The following is a 26,667-nucleotide window of genomic DNA, read 5'->3' on the forward strand; positions in this document are numbered from 1 at the left end:
AGATAAAGGATTCTAGTTCAAATGAGGACCCGCCTTGATGATTTCCTCAGAAATGGGTTCAAATTTCCTGAAGTTATTTATAAATAATTTAGCCAATCTTTTGGCAGAGAAGTCATATTGATTCTTATCATGCCAAGTATTTCGAGGATTTAATATAGAAGCAGGGATGTCATAGCAATGCGTGGGATAATCAAGATTAAACGTTTCGTGTGTTTCGTATGGAACGTCATCTAGTGTACCTTTGAGCGTTGCAGAAACCATCTGCCTGGTATATTTTAATTCTATTCGTTTACCTATTCCGTATGGACCGCCCGACCAGCCGGTATTGATTAAATAAACTTTTGAATTATATTTAGTAATCCTCTCTCCTAGTAACTTTGCGTATTCTGCAGCTTTTAATGGCATGAAAGGGGCTCCAAAACATTGAGAAAATGTCTCTTTTGGTTCGGTGATTCCTCGTTCAGTCCCTGCCAATTTGCTAGTATATCCAGACATGAAATGATACATGGCGCCCTCTTTTGATAATTTAGATATAGGAGGAAGGACCCCAAAGGCATCTGCAGTAAGAAAAATTATGACGGACGGATGACCGCAGACACTTGGGATAACTGCTCCTGGTATAAAATTTAAAGGATAGACAACACGGGTATTTTCTGTCAAACTACCATCTGTAAAATCAGGTTCTCTTGAAAAAGGATCAATTACAACATTCTCCATTACGGAACCAAATTTAATTGCGTTCCATATCTGTGGTTCTTTATCTTTGTTTAGATTGATACATTTAGCATAACAACCTCCTTCAAAATTAAATACACCATTATCAGACCAACCGTGTTCATCGTCTCCCACTAATCGTCGATTTTCATCGGCCGAAAGAGTTGTTTTTCCTGTTCCTGACAAACCAAAAAATAAGGCTGACCTATGATCTTTACCCAAATTTGCAGAACAATGCATAGGAAATATGCCCTTTTTAGGTAAAAGAAAATTCATGACTGAGAACATGGATTTCTTTATTTCGCCAGCATAAGTAGTTGATCCCATCAGGATTAAATTTCGCTTGAAACTAATAATAATAAAAGTTTCAGATTTTGTTCCTTCTAACTCTGGAATAGATGCAAAATCATTAATTGACAACAGAGTAAAATCAGGTTTAAAATTAGACAATTCTTCTGGTGATGCGTTAATGAAAATTTGAGTTGCGAATAAACTATGCCATGCTCTGTCTGTAATGACTCTTATCGATAGCCTAGAGGAGACATCAGCCCCAACAAAACCATCGAAAGTATATAGATTCTCCTCTAATTTATTATCGTGGATAAATTTTGTCATACGACTAAATATTTTTTCAAAGTTTTCTTCAGAAATAGGATGATTAACTTTGCCCCAATCTACCGAGTTGGCAGTAATTTCATCCCTGACAATAAATTTGTCCTCAGGTGAACGACCAGTAAATTTTCCGGTCTTTACCGATAACGAACCGGTAGATGATAGCTTACCCTCATCATTTAGAGTAGCTGATTCAACTAATAGGGGAACTGTTAAATTTCTCCGCCCCTCATTAATTGTAAAGTCCATCTTCTAATTTTGCTTCATAATACCAATAGTTATAATCTTTGGGGTAGATTGTTATTAAAGATATGGACAATAAATTATTAAAATTTTTCTAACAAAAAAATTTTTTATAATTTATTTTATTACATCGTTATGAAAATTAAAAAAATAATATCATTCAAATCCAATAAAATTATTTTCAAAATTTAATTAATAATGTAACCTTCCTTAATAAAAATCAGTTAGATCTATACTAAAAAAATATTTTAATATTTCTACATAACTTTTCACTGGAGGCGGAATTTCATTTTCACATGCTATTCCTAAATCTCTTGCATTAAACCATATTATTAAACTTTGTAAGATATTCAAGAATCTGTGATGCCTAGCGTCAACCGTACCAAAAGATTTGATATACCTGTCAGCTAAATTCCAAGAGGCCGTAAAGTCGATACAATCGCTTTTGTAGATGGCTCTAAGTTGATCTTTAATATCAACTCCAATTTTGAATGGTTTTTCACAGACTATTATTGGAAAATCAATTTTGTCTGGTAAAAAAAGAGCCGGGGGAGACCATATAGAAATAATCCTAGTACCATTATCCAACTCTGATTCAAATTTTTTAGATAATAATTCGTTTATTTTTTCATCTGTAAACCAAGAAAAAATCACGGTCGCCTCGGATAAGGAACAATTAGAAACGTTTTCGTTAAGGGCACAAACATTTTTGATGATTTTGGTTTTCGATTTGATTTCATCAATAACTGTAGCGTTAATATCTATCCCCACGGCCTTCTTAACTTTGAATTCTTCTCTGGCAATCTGTAATGTTGAAGGATTGTTACCAATACCGAGATGATAAAATATATCGTCTCTGCCTAAATTTGATATTGAGAACATCTTCCTAATAAAATCATCAGGAATAACAACGCTGTCTCCGGTTAATACCGAATTGGGCAGTGTGGATATAAATTCATTAATTTTCACATATATTTACCTTGTTTGTTGCTGTTATCCTATTACTAACATTAGATTTCGACAAATACGTTTTCGCCCTCAATCACCACATTGTATGACTGCTGGTTTTTTAGTTTTTGGGGAAACCAGATAAGATCACCAGTTTGAACATTCCACTTAGCACCATGCCATGGACAGACAAGTTCACTACCTTCTAATATCCCCTCATGTAATTCAGCTCCTGCGTGAGTGCATATATTATTAATTGCATAGTATTCACCTTTGACATTAGCTATTACAATTTCTTTACCCCCGGCAGTAATATTTTTTAATTTACCTTCAGGTATGTTTACGGCCTTATCCACCAAAAACTTTGTCATATATAACTATTTCAAAATTTAGAATATTTTAAAGTATTTGATGCTTTATTATTCAAGAATGGCTCTTATTCTGTGCGGATGAATCTCCCAATATCTTGATCAATAAGGCTTTTTGCACATGTAAACGATTTTCTGCCTCGGTCCAAATGGCAGAATGAGGGCCATCGATGATCTGAGATATAACCTCTTTTCCTCGCTTTGCGGGCAAACAATGCATGAAGATGAAATCTTTTCTTGCATATTTGATCAAGTCATTATTGATCTGATATTTAGGGAAAAATATTTTTTCACGGCTGTCGAACTCACTTTCTTTTCCGATTGAAATATGAGTATCGGTAACTATTACATCGGCATCAATAACTGCTTCGGTAGGATCCGATGTGATCAATAAAGCAGATTCATTTTCTTTAGCTGATGTTCTAGCTATTCCCACCACCCAATCTAATGGCTCAAAGCCTATAGGAGTAGAAACTCGAATATTTACCCCCAATTTTGAACATCCTAGGAGTAAATCATTACAAATATTATTGCCATCTCCAATAAACGCCAGATTAATCCCTTTTAATTTTTTTTTATATTCGAGGATAGTGAGTAAATCCGCCAGAATTTGACATGGATGAAATAGATCTGATAATCCATTTATTACCGGAATGGTAGAATGTTCTGATAATTGTTCCACATCTTTATGTTCATAAACTCTAGCCATCAAGATATCTACATACAATGAAACAGTCTTAGCTGTGTCTTGTACCGATTCGCCACGAGATAACTGTAAATCACTAAAAGAAAGATTTATCGCATGCCCACCTAATTGAAGCATTGCTGTTTCAAAACTTATCCTCGTTCTTGTTGAGGGTTTTTGAAAAATCATTCCCAGGATTTTTCCATTTAGGGATTTAAGATTAGAACCTTCCGCCTTGAATTGGTTTTTCAAGGATGAGGCGTGATCCAGTAGAGCTAAAATTTGATCAGACCTCAAATCTTGAAGACTTAAGATATCCTCTTTCAATATTAGTTCTGAAAAAAATCTTTAATTTAATGCTTTCAAATAGCTATTTCTTTTTCTTAAACCATCCAAATCGACTTTTTTTCTCACCTTGATCATTCTTTTCTTCTTTTTCTTTTACTTCCTCTTTTGCTTGCATAGGTTCGGAAATTTTTTCAATTTCCCCTGTTGAAATTTCATCAGAGTGCGATTCTTGTTGTTCAAAAGGAGTATTGAAAGAAGACGATGAATCTATTTTCAAATCATCCTTTATTGATTTTTTAGAAAGACCTGGTAACGCTTCAGCGCTATTTTCGGCTAAGAGTACTTCTGAATCCCGACCATCTTCTGAAACAAAATCCTGATTAAAAACTCTGCTACTTCCTTCTAAAACATCACTCTTTAATTGATTACGCGTCTCCTTACCTGAATTAGTATCTTCGATATCAGGAACCAGGTAATTCTCGTTGGGCATTGATGTTCGAGTACCACGAGAAGAATCAAGAAGAGATTCATTATTGAAAATAGTCTCAACAAATCTTTCTCTATTGAACCCGATGATATCGTCGTATCCTTGGCCAACACCTAAATAAATAATAGGTTTGGAGGTAATATAGGATATTGATATTGCTGATCCGCCTTTTGCATCAGCATCTGTCTTGGTCAGGATTGCGCCATCAAATTCTGTATATGAAAAGAACTCTCGGGCTTGATTAATAGTGTCATTACCTGATAACGAATCACCAACGAATATTTTGATATCAGGTTTGATGACCTTTACAATTTTTCCAATTTCATCCATAAGATTCTTTGCAGTTTGCATCCTGCCCGCAGTATCAATTAATACGACGTCAATGTAGTGCTTGCTCGCGTACTCTAGCGCATCCCTGGAAACAGCAGATGGATCGGCACCATATCTTTGAGATATAACTTTTATGGATAGTTTTTCTGCGTGTGAAGTAATTTGCTCTATTGCTCCGGCCCTGTGAGTATCAGCGGCAGCAATCACTATTGAAAATCCAGATTTTTTTAGTAAATTAGCTACTTTGGCTACAGTAGTAGTTTTTCCTGTTCCGTTTATTCCCAAAAAAACAATTTTAAATGGTCCTCCTTTGCGTTGCTTCTTTGAATTAATCGCAGAAATCAAATCAACTGATCCTGCCTTGGCTAGAATCTTTGAAAAATTATCTTTTAACGTAGATGCAATAATTTGTTCAGTAGTTTCATTCTTTTGTAATTTCATACCCACTAAATTGTCTTTTATTTGCTGGGATAAATCATCTATAACTTCTTGAGAAACATCACTCTCTAAAAGTGCAATATTTAGATCAAAAAGACTTTCATCCAAATCTTTTTCAGACAGTTCCCTCTGACTGATGCTCTTCGCAGCATTAGAGAATGCTCGCTTTAATTTATCAAACATATTGGCATCCCAAATACATAATCTAGAACTTTAGCTTTGATAGATTTTGAGAGCCGCTAGTGTGAATGTGAGTGAGAACGTGCTGATTCATCATGGCTTCGCATCTGCCCAACATAAGAATTTACGGTATTCTGTATTTCCATCATGCGATGAGAAATCTGTTGTTTTTGCGTTGATAATTGCTTTGTAGCCAATTCAAATTCCTTTATGCGTTGTTCTATGAAATTGACAGCATCATCCTTCTTCTTTTCAACTACTACCCCAGCGCCGATGTTTACCAGAACTTTTTCAAGTGGATAAATAAGACTTTTAACATATACACCTATTCCTAGAGGAACTAATGATAATGTTTCGGCTTCTGAAGACAAAGACTTTAAAGCCTCAAAGGAGTTGTGAGACTCTTCATATAAACGATGTAATACAGACTCCTTTGATACTACATCATTATAATAAGCTTCAAGTAACTTTGATTCCTGTACTAAATCATTTACAGTTTGTTCCATGTCAACACCTCTTCTATTACCGCCATCCATTGTCATAATATGCTGTTTTATATCTGACTTTATTATAACTTTGGCATTATTCAACCTGGATCCCGTTCTAGCTCTTTATTGACCATCATTTTCTAATGCACTTAAATAAGATTTATCAATACCAATTAGGTTAAGTTATGAGAAGCAGATTTGAGTTTGGTTTTTTCAAATTAAAATTATTTCCGTTGAATATTCCATCTTTGTTCTTCCCTGAAACAACCATCAGCGATCTATAGCTTCTAAATAGGTGGAACTAATTAACACATTCGCGGATTTGGCACGTCCTGTAGTAATTTATGACCAGACCCTGTATCACCCAAAGTTCCTGCATCCGATGATCAGCAATCAAACGAGTGTATGGGAAGATTGTCGATAATATTTTGATTTTATAACTCTGATTTAAAGACAACAAGATTGTATAATTTGTAGTAAGTTCGTTAGGTATAACCCGAAATTTAGGTTATGATCCAGACCATTAAAAATATATTAAATATTGTAAAAATTACAAACCAAGAGTGTATCAAGTTTTTATTAATGGTTATGGCATAATTGGAAGCCGATTGGCAACTGCCATAACAAAGGATAAATCTATTAGCCTTATAGGTATTGCAAAATATTCTATCGATGAAAAAACTCAAGAAGCAATAGACAAGGGATACAAGGTTTTTGTCCCTCGCAAATTAATTAAGGAATTTAGAAACAAAAATTATGACATTTCAGGTAGTATAGAGGATGCAATAAACCAGTCCGATTTAGTAATCGATGCTTCTACAGAAGGAAATGGAATTAAAAATAAGAGGAAATATTATCAGCCTCTTAAGAAGAAGGCAATTTTTCAAGGAGGTGAAGACAGATATGGCAGAAATTCCGTGGCAGACATTATCCACAATTCAAGAGTAAATTATGAAAAGACTTTAGACAAAGATTCCGTAATCCAGGGTAGCTGTAATGTTACAGGAATGGGTAAAATCATCCAGCCATTGATTGAAAGTTATGGCAAATTAATTAAAAGATTTGATGTGGTATTAGTGAGGAGATGGGCCGATCTAGAAGATAAGAAAGAGGTAAGAGATTCGATAGAGTGGGATAAAAATCCACACCACCAGGACGATTTGAAAGATTTCATACCCTCTGCCAATTTGTATGTCGATGCATTAAAGGTCCCATCAAAAATGATGCATCTTCATCAAATGACAATCAGGTTCAATGGGAGACCACCATCTAAGGATGATATCCTAGATAATTTCAAAAATGAATTTGGAGTTGCTATTTTGCAAAATGCAAAGGGCACAGGAGACATAAGAAAGAAGGCTGCAGAACTCAAATTCGATCATGGAGATACATCAATGGTCCACATCCATAGCGAGTTGATAAAAATCCAAGAGGATACGTTGAAGATTTCATATTCAGATGATCAAACCGGAATGGTTATTCCTGAAAACTACATGTTAATACAATCAATGTTGTTGAAACGACCCCGAGCATATGCAATAAGGCAAACAGATAAAATATTTGGTATGAAAAAGAAAAAGAAATTACTGGAATCGGAATTTCAGGACTAAACCATAGAGACAACCAAATCTGAATAGGAAACAAGAATCACAATATTGGTTCGGAAAAAAATTTCCAATAACTTAAACACAAAAAAAACAGAGGATTTAACCCAGTATCAGGTCCTATTTTTTTATTCCAAATATTCTATCAAAATAATCTGACGATTCTGCTATGGAGGGGTTTGATATGGTGTCTTCTCCTTCTGCTACTTTGGCTAATTTTCTTGCCAACTTTTTCTTGTATTCAAGCTGCATCTGTCTAGCTATTTGAATACGTTGAGCTTGTGGCGATCCTGCACCATGCATGGATTCGGTCAGGTACCCTACAGCATTTCTACCAAGCGTCATATTCTCTATTAACCGAAGTATACGAACCCTGTCTTCTGTTGATACACCTTTTCGTCCTTTCAAGTATTTATCAAGTAATGGACCGGTAACGGGTCCTCTAAAGTCCTTTTCAGAGGGCATAGTGACCATAAGGCCTCCAGCAATGTCCTGAGCTAGTCGACCAATTTCGTATGGAAAACGGGTAACGTTGTGCTTGCACACATTAGCAAGCATATCATCATTAATAAAATTCCCAGACGGAGTCTTGTATGCTTGATGTGAAGAAGCTATACCGGCTGCAAATATTGTTTCATTCAAATGAGTCATCTCAATTAATTTATCTTTAATATGGGAAGCGTTTGAAACCCCATTATATTCAGCGATTGCTGCAGAAGCACCAATCAATACATCTCCTAATCCGGTTTTACAAACATAACTTCGCCTATGATAACAGGTAAATCTTTCAACCAGCATTGAAGCAAACTCCACCTCCCCCTCCATGAAGATCAATTCATTCGGAATAAACACGTTATCAAATATTATTAGTGCTTCTTGTCCGGAAAATTGAGAATTGCCTGAATCCAAGTCCCCCTCCTCCATACTTCTGGTATCGCACGATTGTCTTCCATAGATATAGGTAATACCTTTTGCGTCTACCGGTATGGCACCGACGATTGCATAGTCTTTGTCTTCAGGTCTCATTCGCATGGTTGGCATCACGATTAACCAGTGTGAATTAATACAGCCTGTCTGATGAGCTTTAGCTCCTTTGATATAAACACCCTTTTCGTCCTTTTTGACAACATGAACAAACATATCTGGATCTTCTTGTTGAGATGGTGACAAACTCCTGTCCCCTTTAGCATCCGTCATAGTCCCTCCAATCACATGGTTTTCATATTGAATTTTTTTGATAAATTCAATTAGTCTTGCATGATAAGGTGTTTGATATTTTTTATCAATTTCAAATGTTGTAGAATACAATGAGTTTAGGGCATCCATGCCTACACAGCGTTGAAAACAAGTTCCAGTTTGTTGTCCGAGCTTTCTTTGCATGCGGTTTTGATTCACCAAGTCTTGGGAACTTTCTGCTATATGCAAGAATCTGTTAACCTTTAGTCCTGTCAACGAGGAAGTTGCAGAACCTATCTCAGGATCTTCTACTGCGATATCATACGTAGCTGCCAAAGCATTAATAGAAGGTCTAATCATAGGATGATCAACCGGCTCTTTAACTAGTTCTCCAAAAAGATAAACCTGCAAATTTCTATTTCTCAAACTTTCAATGTACTCAGACCCATTTTTAATAGGCATGTATTAAGTTGAACGAGATATTATTTGAATATTTGTATATGTCCTGATAAACATTCTTAGTATTAATGGACCAAGGCATTAATGGCCCGATCGACAAGGATCCATCTAAGGACAACTTATTTTTAATATCGACTAATAATATATTTATGAATCAAATAAGCCAAATCAAGACTCTACTAAAAGAGCAGCTTCAAATGAATGAGTTAGAAACCGACATTTTTTTGGCATTGATGAAATCAGAAAAAACAACTTCCCTGGGATTCCATGAGAATACCAACCTAACGGTGGATCAAATTATTGAAATTTCTAAAAGCTTAGAAAAAAAAGGAATGGTTATTGAAGTTAGCAAAAATGAATTTCGAGCTTTGCATCCAAGGTTTGCAATAGTAAACAGATATAGAAGAATTTGTCAAGCAAATAACATACTTTTCAAAAAGAACACATTAATAGATAACATCGGAATTATGCTAGAAAACTATCAAAATCAGACATAAAGAGAGATAAATATTTTGTAAGGCTGTATTTGATGTAAGGCCTAAATAAGGGAAAACAGTTAAATTAATAATTTAGAATGCAATCTTCAACTTCAAACAATAAGGACAAAATTGCCTATTTTGGTGTAATAAATATAAATGAAAATGGGAGAAATATAGGAGCGGTGGATATATGGAGAAGCTTAATTACTAAGAACCTATTTTGTGAAGAAAAAAGATTAGGAATTCTGGATATTACAGATAAGATAGGTATGCCCGAAATTAAGAATGACGAAATTTGGGCTGTGGCCATAAATAAATTTAGAAAAGGAAAAGATCGATGGAAATTAATAAGTATTTCTAAAGAGGGTAAAACAGAGTTTTTGGATACCGATGATGAAACTAAAATAATTGTAGATACGTCAAATTTTAAGATCATTGATAAAGAATGGTGGAGTTTTTTGGTTTCAGAAAATGTAAACAAGAGCATAGAAATCACTAAAGAATTGATATAGCATGATAAATGAATTTCCAGAAGAATATGACAAACTAAACATCGACATTAGTGTAAAGCATGTAGTAGAAGGGGCTCTGGCTAGCAAATTATCGGGCTATTTTTTGATTTATGACAACAAGTTCAGTTTTAGTGCAGTAGCTTTTGGTCGTATAGGTGGACATAATATAAACGTCAAAATTTCTAAAACCACTAGCGACAAGATTAGAAAATTAAATTTGGATCCTGAAATAGTGATATTAATAGTTCAGAGGAAAATTATTGAGGGAGATATTACCATTCAAATGAAGAAACAGTAATACTTTCGCAGGGTTAAAATTTTATAAGACTGCATCCTTTAAAGAGTTTCCACAAGAACAATTGTTTTGTTCTTCAGGGATCATAGGTATTACCTTCTCAAGGATCCTCCTAGTAGTTTCAACGTTCTTGTTTAAGGTCTCTATAATTTCTCTTGATGAAACAGGTTGATCAGCCCAAACATCATAATCGGTAATAGTAGAAACAGAAAGATAACAAATCTCACTTTCTCTAGCTAAAATGCATTCAGGAACTAGGGTCATGCCTATGATATCAGCCCGAAATATATCCCTATATATCTTAGATTCTGCGCGTGTAGAAAATCTTGGACCCTCTATACATACGTATGTTCCCTTATTATGAACACGGACACCTAACTCATTAATACAATTGACAACAATATTTCGCATATCCTCACAGAAAGGATCCGCTACAGAAATATGGCATACTTTTGGTCCATCATAAAAAGTATAGGCCCGTTTTTTTGTAAAATCAAAAAACTGATCAGGAAGCATAACATCCCCTGGTTTTATTTCATAATCCAAACTTCCCACTGCCGAAGGTGCAATGATTCTCTTAACTCCCAATTCTTTTAGCGCCCAAATGTTAGCCTGATAATTTATCATGTGAGGGGGAATTCTATGACCTTTTCCGTGTCTAGGAAGAAATGCTATTCTCTGATTCCCAAATTTTCCAATAATAATTGCGTCTGAAGTAGGACCGTATGGAGTATGAGGATTAATTGATTGTTCTATCTTAAATAAATTAGGGTCATAAATTCCCGTACCACCAATTATGGCCATTCCTACAGATTTATCACTAAATACCATTTAGTAAACCACCATTGAATGAACACGATATCCTCTTTCTCTTAATAGTTTCCCCCCATCTAAGGAGGACAACTCTATGATGAATGCAAAACCCGCGACGTTGCCTCCCAGGTCTTCAACTAGGCTGGCTGCGGCTAGTGCAGTGCCACCAGTAGCAAGTAAATCATCGGCGATCAAAATTCTGTCACCTTTTCTTAATGAATCAGACTGCAACTCCATTACGGCTGTACCATATTCAATCCCGTAAGTTTGTTTTATCGTACTTCCAGGGAGTTTTCCAGCTTTTCTTATCATGATTACTCCTTTATTAAATTTCAAACTCAACAATGTAGATAAAATAAACCCTCGCGCTTCTATTCCCGCGACATAATCAACCTCAACTTTTTGGAATTGGTCATAAAAATGATTTCCAAGGATGTCTAAGGATTTACCATCTCTAAATACAGGATTGATATCCTTGAACAATATTCCTTGTTTAGGAAAATCAGGATAATTTCTTATTAGATTTTGAATGTGGCTAATATCCGGATGCACAAAATTTTTTTAGATTTATGCCTATAAAAAACATTACTAGAAGTATTCAAGAAACAAATAATATGAATGCTTACCAATTTATTAATGAGAATGATATAATTGAAACTTGCCGATGCAAGAAGAGATCCCTATAGGAAGCTAGCAAAAGAAAATAGCTATAGGAGTCGTGCTGTTTACAAGCTTTCACAATTAAATAAATCACATCACCTTTTGAAACAAGGGATGAAAATAGTAGACATAGGAGCAGCTCCCGGAGGTTGGTTACAATTTGCATCTAAAATATCGGGAAGTAAAGGAAAGGTCATTGGGATCGATATAAAAGAGATCGAACCGATCTCAAACGTTGTTATAATTAAGGGAAATGTGGAAGATGAACAAACGGTAACATTATTATCAAAGTATTTGATAGGCAAAGCCGATATAGTCTTATCAGATCTAGCGCCCAACGTATCCGGATTGTGGGAAATGGATCATTTAAAGCAAATTGACTTAACAATGAAGGCGGTGGAGATAACTAAGAAAATCCTTAAAGTAAATGGGAATGCACTGTACAAAGTATTTCAAGGAGAGGCAACACCGGAATTTATCACCTATGTAAAAAGCATATTTTCTGGAGTCCACATAACAAAGCCCGATGCAAGTAGGAAACAGAGTAGTGAGATATACTTATTGTGTAAGCAATTTAACCCAACAAAGGGTTGAGAAACAAGATAATTAATTCTTGCGGCTAATATTTAGCATTTTTTCAGCCTGTTCCAACTTTGAAACATCTCCACTGTGCTTTATAATAGCCTCTAATAATTTTTGTGGGCGTCCTTCGTTTAAAGAGTCTCTCGCAATCGATATTGCATCGCTAAAAGATTCTATATCTCCTCCAACCATTAAGGCAGCAGCACTGTTGAGTAAAACAATGTCTTCCTTTGATCTATTGGATTGTATTCCATATATTATGCGTAAACTTTCATTTATTGATTCCATCCTATCCCTTACAGTTATTTGTTGGATTGAGGATCTGGGCAAACCCAATGAAACAGGATCTAATAATTCATTTTTGACAATATACTTTCCGTCCTGAAAAGTGATATGTATTATAGTGTTTCTGCTCGTGGTAGACAGTTCATCCATCCCATCCTGAGATCGAACAATCATCGCACGCTGCAAACCAAGAATAGGTATTATTTCTGGAATAATGGTTAACAAATACGGATCGGCTACACCAATTACTTGACCATATAAATTTCTGCATGGATTACATAAGGGTCCAACTTTGTTAAATATTGTATGAATTCCTAATTCCTTCCTTACCTTAGAAACATACCGTAATCCCGGATGAAATTTAGGAGCATAAAGGAAACCAAGGCCATATTTCTCAATCGATTTTACAATAGACAAGATATCGTCGTTATCCAATCGATAGCCTACATATTCGAACAAATCTGCGCTACCACTCAAACTTGATGACGATTTGTTACCATGTTTTGCTATAGCTATTTTTTTGGAGGAGCTAGCAATCACTGCTGAAGTGGTGCTTATATTGAAGGTATTTAAAAAATCCCCCCCGGTTCCACAATTATCTATAATAGGGAGATCAGACACAGGATTGATAGGGATTGAAGTTCCCCTGATAATTTCAATGGCAGTCTTTAATTCTTCAAGGTCTTCTCCATTCAATATTAAAGCCATCAAGAAAGCTGAAACAAAAACATCAGAACAACGTCCATTAATGATACTATTCATTACCGACCTCATTTCATCATTATTTAATCTCTGCCCACTGGAGAGTTTCTTTAGATAGATTTGGTTTTGTGAGTTTAATTCATCTGTATTATAGTTATTGTGATCACAATTAGTTGTCTCTAAACCTTTATCCATATTTTTAGTATTTGAACTCATTTCTTTACCATTCGAATAAAATTTGAGAGAATTTTCTTACCTTCAATAGTTAATATCGATTCAGGATGAAATTGTATCCCCTCTATCAGATATTTTTCGTGACATGCGCCCATTATTTCTTGGTCATCTAGTGAAATAGAAGTAATTTTCAAACATTTAGGGAAATTATCTTTATCAGCAATTAATGAATGATAACGTGTTGCTACAAATGGGTTTTTAACACCTTCAAATAACTCAGTATTGCCGTTGAATTGGATATTACTGGTTTTACCGTGCTTTATTTCTCTTGCCCTTTTTATCGTTCCTCCAAAGGCGTTCACAATGCCTTGATGTCCCAAGCAAATACCCAAAATTGGAACAGATGGTCCAAGTTTGGTTATCACATCTGTACAAATTCCAAAATCCTTTTTGTATTTGGGATGTCCTGGACCAGGTGATATAATAATTGCATCAGGATTCATTTTAGATATACCTTTAATGGTAATCTGATTATTCCGTTTCACTACAGGATCAATGTTCAATAAACCCATGATCTGGGCAATATTATAAACAAAAGAATCGTAATTATCGATGATAAGGACTTTCATTTAACTAGTGGTCACAATTTATTATCCAAAAGTTGATAATAATACTTTCTAAAAAGGCTAAATATGTAACATCTTTTTGTATTTGTCAAATCTATCCAATATATTTTCAATAGTTATCCGCATTAATCCATCAGTTCCAAACTCTTCTATAGCAAAAGTCCCCATAATACTTCCCATAAGAATTGATTCCTTAATTAGAGTCAAATCAAAACCCAAATGATTTTTAGATTTTGAGATTAAATATCCCATGAATCCGCCAGCAAATGAATCTCCAGCTCCTGTAGGATCAGTAACGCTTTCTAATGGGTATCCGGGTATTGGTACAACCTCGTCACCAATAAAGAGTAATACACCATGCTCTCCCTTTTTAATAATTGCAAAATTTGGACCATAGGATAAAAGTTGTTTTCCACATTTAACGAGGTTAGGATTATTGCAAAGCAATCTTGCCTCTTGGTCATTTATTACTACCCCGTTAGTTTTCTCAATCATAGATATAACAGAGTTCTTTTTATTATGAATCCAATATTCTATGGTATCGCAAATAATTAATTCAGGAGTGTTAAAACTATTAATTATTTTTATGTTTTGTTCAGGATCATTATTTGCGAGATAAATAAATTTCGAGTTTTTATATTCTATTGGAACAGTCGGTTCAAAATTTTCAATGACATTAAGTTCAGTTATGTTTGTCGTCCTATGAGACAGGTCAAAATCAAATGTAGAATCATAAAAGAATGATTTTTTGTCATCGAATCGCTTTAAGCCCTTAATATCCATTCTCTTGCCCAACTGAATGTAATAATTATCTGGAAAATCATTCCCAATCGCACCTATTAATGAGACAGGTACAAAAAAGGATGCAGCCATGGATGCATAAGTAGCAGCCCCTCCCAAGATACGCTCTTTGGTCTCAAAAGGAGTTCTTGTAGTGTCTAAAGCAATCGAACCAAAAACTGTAAGCATTAGAAAGAGTATTAGGGTATTAAATATAAAACATTGGAAACACAATAAATAAAGAATATGGGAGAAAATCCAAGAATAGTTGTAGGGATTACAGGAAGTTCCGGTGTAATTTATGGCATAATGCTTTTGAAGGCACTAGAGAAGTTTGAGATTGAGACCCATCTAGTACTTAGCAAGTGGGGAGAGAAAAATATCGAGATTGAGACAGAGGAAAATGTCAACGAGATTAAAAAGATTGCGAATTTTGTCTATGACGAAAATAATATGGCGGCTTCCATATCAAGTGGGTCGTTTAGAACCGACGGGATGGCAATTATTCCCTGTAGTATGAAAACCCTTTCTAGCATTGCCAATGGTTACGACGATAACCTCATTTCTCGAGCAGCGTCGGTTACCATTAAGGAAAATCGTAGACTGGTCCTGGTCCCCAGAGAGACTCCACTTTCAAAAATTCATATATCAAATATGTTAAAGTTAGCAGAAATTGGGGTGGTGATATTACCAGCGATGCCAGGATTTTACCATAAACCAAAATCAATTGACGATTTGATTTCACACATAATTGGAAAAACACTTGATCAATTTGGAATAACCAATGATATGTTCACTAGATGGGATAAAAAATAGAACTGAGCAGTATCAACATTTGTTACAAGAGATGTATTATCATGAGATAGATCCATTAGAATAGAAATCATTAACCTGAGATTCATGGACCTAGTAAAATTCCATTGTCTAACCTGCTACTCTGCAGCCAGATAGTGTAATCACTTTACTTTTTCCCATAGATCCATTTTTGCTAATTTTTTCTTCCTATTATGTTCTTCAAGCATATGGTACACTGATTTGTGGGAGCTCCCTTTACAAATCATTAAAATCGCATTTAAAGCTAGAGACGTTTCGTCATAGGTACCAATGAAACCTACAAAATGTCCGTAGATTGATATATCAGCACCAGAGAAATCCTCCAAATTCTTTCTAAATTTACCGCTTTGTCCAATAAGTCTAGATTTGATCCTGTCTAAAGAATTCATTGATTTTCCCGAATATTCACGTAGATCTACAAGCTGTAGTAGAGAATCATCAGATAGCAACCTGTAGGCCCTTTCAGGAGAAAAGCCTTTTGAAATGGCCATTATTATTTCGGAAGCTTTGAATATTCCACTATTCATTAATGATGCTTCGTTTCTTAGTCGGATCGTTACATCTCCATTATCTCCGTCTACTTCTAGGATAATATTACATTTTGATTCTATTTCAGATTTGACAGAACCTTTCTTCCCAACTATTACTCCTATACGATCTTTGGATACTTTGATTACTTTAAAGACATTGTCAAAAGTCACTATATGATAGTGAACCCCAAACTATAATATATTTTAAAAAAAGCGACCTTCATCCACCATGTACAACTGACAAAATAGTAACGGTATCTCCGGATGAAATTTTAGCTTCTCTTCCACCCAATACAGAGGACTCGACGCCATTTATGGCGATCATTATTTCATCCTTCTTTATCTTATTTTCCAAATCATACTCCTTCTCCAATAATGTCAGTACCTCATTGATGTTCGAATTAGTTACATTGACATTTACCGTTGAAAATCCAGCTGTCTTTCTTATACCACCAACTAAATCAACAGTTATCAATCTTATTCTGCAATTTCTTCTCGAGATTCAGTATTTTCCTCAGAATATGAGAGTGAAGCATTCTGTTGAGCAAGATTTCTATTTACATTCTTGGTAATGTAGCCTGCAATTTTGTTTCGTAATTCCTTTGAGCGAACAATAGCAAAATTCTTTATAGTTTCTTTATTTTCATTAAAATCACTAGTAAATTTATCAGGATAACGTTCCAACAATTCGTTGGCCATTTTTTTGACTCTATCCACATGATAAGAAAAAAAACAAGGGTATTTTATCTTTTATCTTAATTTGATCTCACCAAAGGACGAACCGAGTATAGATGGAAGGCTAATTAACAAATCGTGTAGAATTCTCATAGAGAATTTCAGATAATTCATCAAAGGATTTTTTTAACAAAATGGAAGCAAAATAAACTATTGTCACTACCAAAGAAGGAGAAGTAAGTGTACCGTCAAAACAATTCTTGTATTTGACTGGCCCATCAGTTTCTATCAATATCAGGTTAACATCAGATTCTTTTAACAGTGTATGTTTGTCATTTGAGTACAGAAGATAAGGACCAAAAGAAACGAAATACCCCTTATCGTTTATTCTTTTAAGATTACTTTTATTGCCATCATACCAATGGAATACTGCATTCCTAATTTTATATGATGGCAATATCTCTAGAATTTCATTGACAGATCTTCTAGAATGAAGAGACACTGGCATGTCATTTGTTTCTGCTAAATCTAGCATTTTTTCAAAAACAATTTTTTGTCTTTTTTGTGTATTGTCTGGATCCAAATTGGCATATGTTGGATCGAGTCCAATTTCACCTATTCCATCAATATAATCATGTTTGGATTGGACAAGACTTTCAAACAATTGCAGGTCAGAAGAAACGGCTGCAAACTGTGGATGTATACCAACAAAAATCCTCAGGAGGTCAGAGTCCTTAAAAAATTTTTCTTTTAATGATAATGCCTCTACAGAGGAATTGAAATCTTCGGACACACAAATTGATTGAACATTAGCTTGGCGCATGTAATCGAATATTATCCTATGATATTTCTGATAATATTTATCTGACAAATGAATATGCGAATCAACGTAGTACAAATTACTTGATCATATTGGATTCACCTAATTAATTATTAGTTTCTCTTTATGATTTTGTTAACAAGCGATTAATCTATCCACTAGTTATTGAACCCCAATGTTGTCTTCAATCTGAGCTAATGTAAATTGCATTACGAGCCTATTCATCCGACCGACTGATAAAGAATGTGTATGTAGTAATAAGAATGAACTCTTTAATTGAATCAATTTTACATAGGAGTTTAATAAACGAAGTAACAAGTCAAATGGAATAAATGGCAATAAACTCAGAATCGGAAATAGCTTTGGCTTCCATTCACAGGATCATAAAAAAATACGGTGCCGAGAGGGTGAGTGACAGTGCAGCAGATGAATTGAGAAGCATTTTAGAAGCCTTAGGCGAAAATATTGCTAAACAGGCCGTACAGTTGGCCAATCATGCTCACCGGAAAACCATAAAATCTGAAGATATAATACTCGCATCAAAAAATTTTATCAAGTAACAATATAATGTCAAGAACGTAATCATTTTTGATGTTGTTGAAATGTTTGAGCCATAATCTAAAAAAGATAGAAAATCATTACCAAAGAAATATAAGTTTTCAATCAATGTAAAATAAACAGCTGGTGGGGTGGCAGAGCGGCCATGCGTTCGCCTGCAGATTCAAAGATACAGATAGCGAATATATAAGGGTTCGAATCCCTTCCCCACCTCATGTAAATATTATTTCAGATGTATTTTGATAGTAGATAGGCTTTTGGCAAGTATTATATTGTTGATATCCTTTAACAATAATTCCATATTTATATCGTAAAAATATTCTGAATAATCTCTGAACTTTTCCAAAGAGCGATTTAGGATGGAGAAAAAAATTGTATTTTCTCCTTTTTGGAGGTGTACATATGCCGCATCTACTAGAATCAAACCGTTTAAAAGATTTTTTGCTTGTCCCTTTGAATCTTTCCAAACACTCTCGAGAACTTCATGAGACTTCCAGTACCTTTCCATGTTGAATAGGAATACTGATAGTATCACAGCATCTTCTCTGGATATATAATCGGTTACTTCATTCAATTCTTCTAAGCGGATCAAGGATCCTAAAATGTTAATTGGTCCAAAAAAATTTTGATCTTCCGGGCTCAGGGGTGTATTGTCGTGCGTACTAACGTCTATTTCGATAAAATAACTCGAAATCCTGATATCTCTGATTACTGCATGGTTGTAGTTTTTTAGCAGCGTACGCAGTGAATGTAAAACGCTCCTAGAGTTTGTGGGCAAATAATTATTTTTGTTGTCTAGATAAATAAGATATCTTTTTTTCATGTAAATAGTTTGATATTAACCAATTATGGTAAATGAGCCTTCTGATTTTGGTAGCTGAGGTTGTTAAAATAGATATCCTGCCATTAATATCAATAAACCGATTCAGACGAGGGTCTTAGGCCCCTTTTTCTTGATATGAAACCACAATTACCACATTTATACACCCTTTTTCTTTTATAAGTGTAAATAACATCTATTTCCTCTATCCAATCATGGGTGGTTTTTAACATACAGTTTGTGCAAAATCTTTTTTCCAAATGGATTTCCCAGTACATATGTTGTTGGACAAATAAAAATATAGATTTTCTCTATTTGGTTATTTTCTTAGTTTTGTCCTTAACAACAGCGGAACTTCTCTTGGGCTTTTTGCAACTGGAACATTCGCCTTAGCATAGTTATTTATTTTTGAATCAGCAGACCCGTAGTTTCCGTAAACAATTGCTCCAGCATGACCCATTCGTTTTTCTTTGGGCGCAGACCTTCCTGCTATGTAGGCAACTACAGGTTTTGAGAAATTACTCCTTATAATATAGTCAGCGAGTTGTTCTTCTGAATCACCACCTATTTCACCAACCACAACAACAGAATCAACATCTTCTCTGTTCCTAATTAACTCAAAAGAATCAATTAGATTAGTTCCATTAATCGGATCGCCTCCTATTCCCAGTCCTAAACGTTGTCCAAAACCAGAGTTGGAAAGATGAAATGAAACTTCATACATCAAGGTCCCGCTTCTTGAAAATATAACCGTCTTCCCTTTAGTAAAAGGTTGAGCAGGCATGATTCCAACTTTCATTATCTCTGGAATAATCACCCCTGGAGTGTTTGGTCCAATCATTCTTGCTCCTTTTTTCTGAGCATACTCGTAGACTTTTATTGAATCAATAATTGGTACGTGTTCTGGTATCGCTACTACTAGTTTAATCCCATTATCTAGAGCCTCTTTAGCTGCTTTATAAAAGAAAGGAGCAGGTACAAATATTCCAGATATAACTGATCCCGATGCTTTTACTGCCTCCTCCACAGTGTTGAAAACAGGAACATCCTCGAATTTAGATCCTCCTTTGCCTGGTGTGACACCTGCGGCAATATTCGTTCCATAAGATCTCATTAGTCTGGTGTGTGTTGACCCAAAGCTGCCTGTAATTCCTTGGATAATTACAGGTTTCTTTTCATAATCTGCGTCAGACTCATTCCCTGATAAAATTCTAAAAATATCAAATTGTGTGCTCAAATTGTTCCACTTTGTTTAGTTGTTATTTACCTTTAAGACTATAGCATTTATTGCTTCCTCTACTGTATCAAATAAGCGTGCTTTGCTTCCATTGAGCAATTCCTTTGCCTTTTCGGATTGCGCTCCAGTAATTCTAGCGTATACAGGCACTGTCAATATATTATTCTTATAAGCCTCCAGAATACCTAATGCTACAAGATCTGTTCGCACAATTCCCCCATATAGATTCACAAGGATTGCTTTTATTTTCGGAAGTTTACTTATGACTTTAAGAGCTTCGTAAATAGTTTCACTTGTGGCTCTTCCTCCAAAATCAAGGAAAGCTCCGGCTTTTCCATTTGCATCTGTAACCATATCTAAAGTGGACATTACTAATCCAGCACCATTACCTATAATAGCAATGTCTCCTTCCAATTCAACAAAAGAAAATCCATTTTTAGCGGCTTGTTTTTCCAAATCGCTTAGATAAAGATACTTTTGCAAATCCTCGTGCCTAAAGAGAGCGTTATCATCTATGATCACCTTAGCGTCCAAGGCAAGTAAAGAGTCATCAGAGATGATAGCAAGAGGATTAATTTCGGCAAGTTCAGCCTCTTTCTCTACAACTACGTTGAAGAGATTCAACAGCATATTGACAAAACTTTCTTTGGATTTACTAGGGATATTCAAATTTGATGCGATAGTGTTTGCTAACTCAACCGATATGTCGTCAATAGAGATATCTTGGATTATTTTATTATCAGTTTGTTCAATATCAATCCCCCCTTCTGATGAAGCTATTATCGAGAAACAGCGCTTGCTCCGATTTAAGAAGATAGACAAATAGATTTCTTTTACAATATCCACCATTTTCTCTAAGAGGATACCTCTTGGCAATTCGCCCTTTACTTCTTTCTTCAATAATTCATTAAACTTTGTTTCTAATTCGGAGGAATCTTTGCATTTTTGAATTGCTCCGGCTTTGCCTCGCCCACCAACTGTTAATTGAGATTTCAGGACAAACGGAAAACCTAGTTTCTGAGCTCCAATTCGAGCATCTTCCACACTTTCAGCTAGAATAGACTCTGGTGTTTTTATGCCAAATTGATTAAATTGCTCTTTTCCTTGATATTCGAGAAGTCGCATCTTTGTAAAGGTTTGAAAATACTCTTTATAAACAATCCTTTTTTATTTTTATTTAAGGATTACTGAACTATTCCCTAAATTTTTCAAGTCCTGGCTCATATTGTGTGAATTTGATGTAATATTCTTTACGTTTAGCAAATACAAAGAGTAGTCTTTTAGATTATTCATTAATTCAACGTAGTTTGGCATTAACGTTTGATTCGGTTGTCCATTTAGCAGAGTCTGCATTAATTCATTGTTTTGAATTATCGAGACACTAATGACATCGTTTATGTATGTCTTATTGACAGTATTTGTTTTAGCATCATTAATTTGATCTTGAACTTCGTTTTGTAATAACAAAAATTGACTATTGACCGAGGTTAAAGTATCATTCGGATCCAAATATGTGAGGGTCATGTTACTCATTCCACTATTTTGTACATTTTCGGAAGGTAGAAGCCAAACAGCAAAGCTAGCGCCTATAATGCTTATTACTAGAATACCGGTTAAAATGATTCCTTTTTTATTAATTTTCTTAATATTATTACTATTATCATTTTCCTTCTTGTCAGTAGTCATTAATTTTTTTTGATTAAACTATAATTATTACTTTATGTTTAGATAAATTTTTGGGTAGAAATATAATCAATGACATATTATTTCAATATGAGACAGATTTTTCGTGAATCAGGACAACAAATATGCGCTAAGAAGGATAAAGTATCAAGGAACGTATATGATCAATATTTGTGATCTTGATTTGGTGGGTAAAGTGATCAACAAGGACGATTTTACTATAAACATATCAAAAGAATATTTTCATGAGGAAGAGATTAATGAGGAAGAAGCTGCAAGTTTATTAAGATCGTCGTCAATGTTGAATTTAGCTGGGAAGAATGTTGTTGCCCTGGCCCTGAGACTAAAGCTCGCAAAGGAGAATAGTGTAAAGGTCATAGAAGATGTTCCCTTCTTGATGGTGTTTAGTTTCTTAGGAAGTTACTAAATTACAAAGCAATTGTATATCAGTGATACTAATACTCAAGATCTTTTATCAAATCATGAATGTCCTTTATCTTATTCAATGGTGAATCAGAATTGACTATCGCTCTACCTATAATTAGATAGGTAGAACCGGCTTCAAGTGCGCTTTTGATGTCTCCTCCCTGTGTAATAATACCCGGGGAGTAGATCGGGAGGCCTTTATTATCTTTAGATCGCAATTCTTTTAATATATCCAATCTATTTCCTCCAACTACTATACCATCTACACCCACAGACTTGGAGTTATCGTAGAATATGCGATAAACAGGTTTTGAATTCTCCCTTTTGTCAAAACTGTTTGGAATCGTTAAAGAAGCTCCATACCCTTCTACTGCATCAGAATGACTCATGTATACCAAAGATATTACCCCAAAATTCAATGAATGAGCATATTCAACAGTAGATTTAAGACTTATTTTACCTATAAAAGGATTTACAATAACAGAATCGAATCCCAAGGACGCAAGATATCTTATTGTAACTTGATTGGTATCAAAAATATCATTTAGTTTTAGATCTGCTATAATCTGCAGGTTGAAGTCATGAGCAATTTGTGTGATTTTCTTTAGCTCAATTTTAGAGAATGGCAATATTACATGGAAATTTAGCTTGATAGCGCAAACATAATCATGTAGTTGACTAATAATATGACTTACATAGTCGAATAGGTTTTCTACCTCGCATGTTGGATCTACCGCCAAAACAATACTGCTGCTTTTCTCTCTTTTGGTTGCATCAATTCTATCAGCGAAAGAATCATAATTTTGCATTTTCATAATTTGACTAACGGGTGTATATCATGTAATTTTATGATCTTTAGATAAATGAAACCGTGTTCGTCGATATGATTTGAAAAAGAAGGGGGAGTTGATTTTTGCATGTTAAATTTCATGAAATACTTTTCAATTTCTTGCTCTAATATGACATAATAAAAGAAATTCGTATCTGAAGAGTCTGTGAGGTTTAAATGAGATCCCAAAATGTATTTCATATTGAATTTTTTGTCTGAAAGATCCAGATCACTTGACTCTGTTTTTGGGAAAAGAAACAACGGCAATGTGGATTCCTCATATATGGTATGAAATGCAACTAATTTCGACAAACTAAATAGATCCCTTAAACCAATCCCAGTGTATTTGGTTGTTGTGCCTATCTTCGCGGGTTTGAGAAACTGTTGCGGTGGTACAGATAACTTTATGATAGGAGAGTATAGTGCTGATGTATCCTTTATAGAATCAACCATCACAGCTTCCTCATTATTATTGTTGATCTTATATGAAAGGTATTGATTTTCCCCTGACTTTATGTTATCGACATAGTAAGTAATTGAGTGTCCATTTAGAGTATCTAATTGGGCAGCGAAGATATCTGAATTTTGATAATTGTATTCATAAATAGGAATTGGAATTCTCTCCAACGAGCAAACTAATCTAGCAAAATCATTTAGGGATTTTAATTTTATATAAATTGGGGATTTTAGCAATTTGAAACGAACTTAACAAAAGGTAAAAATTATCCATATATAATTTTAATACAATAAAGTATATTAAACAGAAAAACAAGGGAAAGAATTTAAGGGTAGTATAATGATCAATCTTTTAGTATTTGTTTAGAATAACCTGGGATAAATTTCCAAATATCTTTAGCAAATGTTTGTTACGATGAATAGCGATATTAATAAAGATAATTTATTTGCTACAATTTGTATTTGTATAACTCTAAAAAAATAGATAAGGTAGATAGTAGGCGAATATTTCAGACAGAAATGACAATAAATAACATTTAATATCGAAAAAAATCAAATCAAATTATGCTAGGTTACTCTGATGACGATATCAAAAATGCAGCAGAGATAAGAGAATGGTTAACTAAACAAATTTTAGAAAAACAGGATGAAATAGAGAAAATAAAGATAACCCTCTCCTTAATTGATTCGGTATTAAAACAAGGAAGTTTCAAAACTGCAGCCAATCTTAATTTCTCAAAAAAATTCTCACCCAATGAACAAAAAAGTGAGATGAATTCGCTAAAGAAAATTCCTAATCAATATTATGAAAAACGCAGAGATGACGAAGAGCAAACTGAGCCAAGAAAACAAGCCTTCGATGAAACAAGACTAATAAAAAGATTAAAAGATAATACCCCCATTGCTCGATTTCATGTGACTTCACAGGAAGTACGAATTATTCCCGAAGATCAAATTAGAATTAGCATAGAAACTCCACCCTTTAGGTCATTTTTTTTAAACAGAATATTACAAGGTATGATAAACAAGGACGTTGATAAAATCAATCAAGGACAATTGTCGGAATCGGAATTAATCAGTTATGATATCATTACCGAGAATGAAAACAAGGATCTCCTTAAGAAAATACAGATCAAGAATTATAGAGATAAGGAAAGGATCAATGAAATTTTCAATACCGCCGCATGGGTATTGACAAGAATGCTAGACAAAGTGGATAAATAATGGACAAAATAGTTGTACTGGATTTTGGGTCTCAGTATAGCCACCTAATATGTAGGAGAATACGGGAATTAAATGTCTACTGTGAATTAGTTCCTTACAATATTCCAGTCGAGAAAATTAAAGATCTAGAACCAAAGGGAATAATTTTTTCAGGTGGTCCTGCTAGTGTTTATAGTAAGAATTCTCCTAAACCTGACGATGAAATATTTGAATTAGGTGTTCCTATTTTGGGTATTTGTTATGGACATCAGATCATTGTTGACCACTTCAACGGCAAGATAAAGAGAGTCACGAATAGAGAATACGGCAATGCATTGTTAACAATAACGGACAAGACTAATTTATTCAAAAACATAGATTCAGAAAGTCTGAAATGTTGGATGAGCCACAGTGATGCCGCAGAGATAATTCCTAAAGGATTTGAAGTTATAGGAAAAACTAGTAGTTCTTTTTCAGCAGCAATAGGTAACAATGACAAAAAGATTTTTGGATTACAGTTTCATCCAGAAGTAGCTCATACTGAGAAGGGAGATAAAGTATTATTCAATTTCGCTAAGGTGATTAGCAAAGCAAACCCTGAATGGAGTATGTCGAACTTTATTGAAACAAGCATTAATGATGTACAAATGAAGGTTAAAAATGAAAAGGTCCTGTGCGCAGTTAGCGGAGGTATTGATTCTACTACTTGTGCAATTTTGATACATAGGGCTATCAAAGATAATCTGACTTGCGTTTTTGTAGATAATGGATTATTGAGAGAGAATGAAAGAGAAATTGTTGCAGATATTTTCCAAGAAAAATTAAGAATACCTCTTAGAATCATAGACGCAAAGGAGAGATTCTTGAAAAGTCTTGTAGGATTGACAGATCCGGAAGAAAAAAGAAAAAAGGTAGGCGAGGAATTTGCAAGAGTATTTACAGAATTTGCAGAAAATGAAGGACCCTTCCAGTGGTTAGCTCAAGGAACGTTATACCCGGATGTCATTGAGAGCGGAGTATCAGGCGGTCCCGCTACGGTAATAAAAACGCATCACAACGTGGGCGGACTCCCCGAGTGGCTCCATTTAAGAATTTTAGAACCTTTGAGATATTTGTATAAGGACGAAGTGCGAAATGTAGCAAAAATAATGAGCGTACCTCAGGACTTGCTTACAAGGCACCCATTTCCTGGACCAGGGCTAGCAGTAAGAATTGTCGGTGAAACTACTCGAGAGAAGATAGACGTGGTTAGAAAGGCCAGCCAGATAGTAGAAAAAAGTACTCGTTGAAGATAATTTATATAATAAAGTATGGCAAGCATTCGCTATAGTGGGAGATGATAAGGCAGTCGGAATTTTGGGGGATGAAAGGATTTTTGGTCATATTGTTTCCATAAGAGTTGTTGAATCGGTTGATGCGATGACAGCTGATTGGTCAAGGTTACCACACAGCACTTTAGAAAAAATTAGTTCCAAGATAACCAATGAAATTGAAAATGTAACTTGGGTAACATATGTTATATCAAGCAAGCCACCTTCCACTATTGAACCTCAATAACTAGAATGGTTGCGAGAAATTTGACAAATCGATTATTTGTATAAGAAAATACTATGGATAAAATATACCTACAGAAATAAAGAAATAGATATTTTAGATTAGTTAGTAATA

General features: G+C 34.6%; 31 protein-coding genes, 1 tRNA gene and 1 pseudogene. 11 read left to right on the forward strand and 22 right to left on the reverse strand.

The features are described from left to right. Positions 1-12 precede the first annotated feature (12 nt). From pckA to pfdA, 6 genes are all read right to left on the reverse strand, one after another. Positions 13-1,575 (reverse strand): phosphoenolpyruvate carboxykinase (ATP), encoded by a 1,563-nt coding sequence (gene pckA, locus AAGU22_RS10555; RefSeq protein WP_458719068.1) that lies wholly within the window; start codon positions 1,573-1,575, stop codon positions 13-15. Between the two features lie 204 nt (positions 1,576-1,779). Next, a complete protein-coding gene (locus AAGU22_RS10560) occupies positions 1,780-2,538 on the reverse strand; it encodes a class I SAM-dependent methyltransferase (RefSeq protein WP_458719069.1) in 759 nt (252 codons plus the stop codon). Positions 2,539-2,579: 41 nt separating this feature from the next. Continuing rightward, positions 2,580-2,888: a Rieske (2Fe-2S) protein gene (locus AAGU22_RS10565; RefSeq protein WP_458719070.1), complete on the reverse strand. Its 309-nt coding sequence runs from the start codon at positions 2,886-2,888 to the stop codon at positions 2,580-2,582. A gap of 52 nt (positions 2,889-2,940) precedes the next feature. Beyond that, entirely contained in the window at positions 2,941-3,897 is a 957-nt protein-coding gene (gene argF, locus AAGU22_RS10570) for an ornithine carbamoyltransferase (RefSeq protein WP_458719071.1), read from the reverse strand. 43 nt (positions 3,898-3,940) lie between these two features. Then, on the reverse strand, positions 3,941-5,296 hold the full coding sequence (gene ftsY, locus AAGU22_RS10575; RefSeq protein ID WP_458719072.1) for a signal recognition particle-docking protein FtsY: 1,356 nt from the start codon (positions 5,294-5,296) through the stop codon (positions 3,941-3,943). A gap of 56 nt (positions 5,297-5,352) precedes the next feature. Next, positions 5,353-5,883: a prefoldin subunit alpha gene (gene pfdA, locus AAGU22_RS10580; RefSeq protein WP_458719073.1), complete on the reverse strand. Its 531-nt coding sequence runs from the start codon at positions 5,881-5,883 to the stop codon at positions 5,353-5,355. A gap of 461 nt (positions 5,884-6,344) precedes the next feature. Here pfdA and AAGU22_RS10585 point away from each other — a divergent pair, with 461 nt between their 5' ends. After that, positions 6,345-7,391 (forward strand): type II glyceraldehyde-3-phosphate dehydrogenase, encoded by a 1,047-nt coding sequence (locus AAGU22_RS10585; protein WP_458719074.1) that lies wholly within the window; start codon positions 6,345-6,347, stop codon positions 7,389-7,391. A 114-nt stretch (positions 7,392-7,505) separates the two neighbouring features. On the opposite strand, the gene AAGU22_RS10590 is transcribed toward AAGU22_RS10585, so the two are convergent. Continuing rightward, positions 7,506-9,023: a 4-hydroxyphenylacetate 3-hydroxylase family protein gene (locus AAGU22_RS10590; protein WP_458719075.1), complete on the reverse strand. Its 1,518-nt coding sequence runs from the start codon at positions 9,021-9,023 to the stop codon at positions 7,506-7,508. A 146-nt stretch (positions 9,024-9,169) separates the two neighbouring features. Between AAGU22_RS10590 and AAGU22_RS10595 the strand changes: the two genes are divergently transcribed. The 3 genes from AAGU22_RS10595 (at position 9,170) to AAGU22_RS10605 (ending at position 10,309) form a co-directional block, all read left to right on the forward strand. Then, positions 9,170-9,517: a hypothetical protein gene (locus tag AAGU22_RS10595; RefSeq protein ID WP_458719076.1), complete on the forward strand. Its 348-nt coding sequence runs from the start codon at positions 9,170-9,172 to the stop codon at positions 9,515-9,517. 77 nt (positions 9,518-9,594) lie between these two features. Beyond that, entirely contained in the window at positions 9,595-10,011 is a 417-nt protein-coding gene (locus AAGU22_RS10600; protein ID WP_458719077.1) for a hypothetical protein, read from the forward strand. A 1-nt stretch (position 10,012) separates the two neighbouring features. After that, positions 10,013-10,309 (forward strand): hypothetical protein, encoded by a 297-nt coding sequence (locus AAGU22_RS10605; protein WP_458719078.1) that lies wholly within the window; start codon positions 10,013-10,015, stop codon positions 10,307-10,309. Positions 10,310-10,330: 21 nt separating this feature from the next. Here the strand turns inward: AAGU22_RS10605 and AAGU22_RS10610 are convergent, their stop codons facing one another. Both AAGU22_RS10610 and AAGU22_RS10615 read right to left on the reverse strand, forming a co-directional pair. Continuing rightward, positions 10,331-11,137, reverse strand: coding sequence for an S-methyl-5'-thioadenosine phosphorylase (locus AAGU22_RS10610; RefSeq protein WP_458719079.1), 807 nt, complete (start codon positions 11,135-11,137; stop codon positions 10,331-10,333). Further along, positions 11,138-11,671: an adenine phosphoribosyltransferase gene (locus AAGU22_RS10615; RefSeq protein WP_458719080.1), complete on the reverse strand. Its 534-nt coding sequence runs from the start codon at positions 11,669-11,671 to the stop codon at positions 11,138-11,140. A gap of 99 nt (positions 11,672-11,770) precedes the next feature. Between AAGU22_RS10615 and AAGU22_RS10620 the strand changes: the two genes are divergently transcribed. Then, on the forward strand, positions 11,771-12,373 hold the full coding sequence (locus tag AAGU22_RS10620) for an RlmE family RNA methyltransferase (protein WP_458719081.1): 603 nt from the start codon (positions 11,771-11,773) through the stop codon (positions 12,371-12,373). A gap of 12 nt (positions 12,374-12,385) precedes the next feature. Here AAGU22_RS10620 and trpD read toward each other — a convergent pair whose 3' ends face one another. Genes trpD through AAGU22_RS10635 form a run of 3 tightly spaced genes read right to left on the reverse strand, consistent with a single transcriptional unit; the run spans position 12,386 to position 15,117 of the window. After that, positions 12,386-13,564, reverse strand: coding sequence for an anthranilate phosphoribosyltransferase (gene trpD, locus AAGU22_RS10625; RefSeq protein ID WP_458719082.1), 1,179 nt, complete (start codon positions 13,562-13,564; stop codon positions 12,386-12,388). Beyond that, positions 13,561-14,151 carry an anthranilate synthase component II gene (locus AAGU22_RS10630; protein ID WP_458719083.1) on the reverse strand — a complete coding sequence of 197 codons (591 nt, stop codon included), beginning with the start codon at positions 14,149-14,151 and terminating at the stop codon, positions 13,561-13,563. The genes trpD and AAGU22_RS10630 overlap by 4 nt, the downstream gene beginning before the upstream one ends. A gap of 57 nt (positions 14,152-14,208) precedes the next feature. Continuing rightward, positions 14,209-15,117 carry a PfkB family carbohydrate kinase gene (locus AAGU22_RS10635; protein ID WP_458719084.1) on the reverse strand — a complete coding sequence of 303 codons (909 nt, stop codon included), beginning with the start codon at positions 15,115-15,117 and terminating at the stop codon, positions 14,209-14,211. Between the two features lie 57 nt (positions 15,118-15,174). Here AAGU22_RS10635 and AAGU22_RS10640 point away from each other — a divergent pair, with 57 nt between their 5' ends. Next, entirely contained in the window at positions 15,175-15,744 is a 570-nt protein-coding gene (locus AAGU22_RS10640; RefSeq protein WP_458719085.1) for a UbiX family flavin prenyltransferase, read from the forward strand. Between the two features lie 140 nt (positions 15,745-15,884). Here AAGU22_RS10640 and AAGU22_RS10645 read toward each other — a convergent pair whose 3' ends face one another. The 4 genes from AAGU22_RS10645 to AAGU22_RS10660 form a co-directional block, all read right to left on the reverse strand. After that, positions 15,885-16,463 carry a KH domain-containing protein gene (locus tag AAGU22_RS10645; protein ID WP_458719086.1) on the reverse strand — a complete coding sequence of 193 codons (579 nt, stop codon included), beginning with the start codon at positions 16,461-16,463 and terminating at the stop codon, positions 15,885-15,887. A gap of 49 nt (positions 16,464-16,512) precedes the next feature. Next, entirely contained in the window at positions 16,513-16,767 is a 255-nt protein-coding gene (locus tag AAGU22_RS10650; RefSeq protein ID WP_458719087.1) for a MoaD/ThiS family protein, read from the reverse strand. Between the two features lie 2 nt (positions 16,768-16,769). Beyond that, positions 16,770-16,991: a 30S ribosomal protein S17e gene (locus AAGU22_RS10655; RefSeq protein ID WP_458719088.1), complete on the reverse strand. Its 222-nt coding sequence runs from the start codon at positions 16,989-16,991 to the stop codon at positions 16,770-16,772. A 100-nt stretch (positions 16,992-17,091) separates the two neighbouring features. Further along, complete coding sequence (locus AAGU22_RS10660) at positions 17,092-17,865, reverse strand: TatD family hydrolase (protein WP_458719089.1); 774 nt, start codon at positions 17,863-17,865, stop codon at positions 17,092-17,094. Positions 17,866-18,119: 254 nt separating this feature from the next. Here AAGU22_RS10660 and AAGU22_RS10665 point away from each other — a divergent pair, with 254 nt between their 5' ends. Both AAGU22_RS10665 and AAGU22_RS10670 read left to right on the forward strand, forming a co-directional pair. Continuing rightward, on the forward strand, positions 18,120-18,347 hold the full coding sequence (locus AAGU22_RS10665; RefSeq protein WP_458719090.1) for a histone family protein: 228 nt from the start codon (positions 18,120-18,122) through the stop codon (positions 18,345-18,347). Positions 18,348-18,470: 123 nt separating this feature from the next. After that, positions 18,471-18,558, forward strand: a tRNA-Cys gene (locus AAGU22_RS10670). Between the two features lie 10 nt (positions 18,559-18,568). Here the strand turns inward: AAGU22_RS10670 and AAGU22_RS10675 are convergent. From AAGU22_RS10675 to AAGU22_RS10690, 4 genes are all read right to left on the reverse strand, one after another. Beyond that, complete coding sequence (locus AAGU22_RS10675; protein WP_458719091.1) at positions 18,569-19,168, reverse strand: DUF309 domain-containing protein; 600 nt, start codon at positions 19,166-19,168, stop codon at positions 18,569-18,571. A gap of 316 nt (positions 19,169-19,484) precedes the next feature. Beyond that, on the reverse strand, positions 19,485-20,402 hold the full coding sequence (gene sucD / locus AAGU22_RS10680) for a succinate--CoA ligase subunit alpha (RefSeq protein ID WP_458719092.1): 918 nt from the start codon (positions 20,400-20,402) through the stop codon (positions 19,485-19,487). A gap of 15 nt (positions 20,403-20,417) precedes the next feature. Next, entirely contained in the window at positions 20,418-21,527 is a 1,110-nt protein-coding gene (locus tag AAGU22_RS10685) for an ATP-grasp domain-containing protein (protein ID WP_458719093.1), read from the reverse strand. A gap of 48 nt (positions 21,528-21,575) precedes the next feature. Further along, positions 21,576-22,088, reverse strand: a complete 513-nt coding sequence (locus AAGU22_RS10690; protein WP_458719094.1) for a hypothetical protein — start codon at positions 22,086-22,088, stop codon at positions 21,576-21,578. Between the two features lie 103 nt (positions 22,089-22,191). Between AAGU22_RS10690 and AAGU22_RS10695 the strand changes: the two genes are divergently transcribed. Next, a complete protein-coding gene (locus AAGU22_RS10695; protein ID WP_458719095.1) occupies positions 22,192-22,512 on the forward strand; it encodes a DUF424 family protein in 321 nt (106 codons plus the stop codon). A gap of 28 nt (positions 22,513-22,540) precedes the next feature. On the opposite strand, the gene AAGU22_RS10700 is transcribed toward AAGU22_RS10695, so the two are convergent. Together AAGU22_RS10700 and AAGU22_RS10705 are read right to left on the reverse strand one after the other, a co-directional pair. After that, positions 22,541-23,326 carry an orotidine 5'-phosphate decarboxylase / HUMPS family protein gene (locus AAGU22_RS10700; RefSeq protein WP_458719096.1) on the reverse strand — a complete coding sequence of 262 codons (786 nt, stop codon included), beginning with the start codon at positions 23,324-23,326 and terminating at the stop codon, positions 22,541-22,543. Beyond that, positions 23,323-23,967 carry a hypothetical protein gene (locus AAGU22_RS10705; protein ID WP_458719097.1) on the reverse strand — a complete coding sequence of 215 codons (645 nt, stop codon included), beginning with the start codon at positions 23,965-23,967 and terminating at the stop codon, positions 23,323-23,325. The genes AAGU22_RS10700 and AAGU22_RS10705 overlap by 4 nt, the downstream gene beginning before the upstream one ends. A gap of 393 nt (positions 23,968-24,360) precedes the next feature. Between AAGU22_RS10705 and AAGU22_RS10710 the strand changes: the two genes are divergently transcribed. Together AAGU22_RS10710 and guaA are read left to right on the forward strand one after the other, a co-directional pair. Further along, positions 24,361-25,020, forward strand: coding sequence for a hypothetical protein (locus AAGU22_RS10710; RefSeq protein ID WP_458719098.1), 660 nt, complete (start codon positions 24,361-24,363; stop codon positions 25,018-25,020). Further along, positions 25,020-26,556: pseudogene (gene guaA / locus AAGU22_RS10715) on the forward strand (glutamine-hydrolyzing GMP synthase). Before AAGU22_RS10710 ends, guaA begins: the two are co-directional and overlap by 1 nt. The last annotated feature ends 111 nt before the right edge of the window (positions 26,557-26,667 follow it).

It is taken from the genome of Candidatus Nitrosocosmicus sp. R (assembly GCF_054408505.1).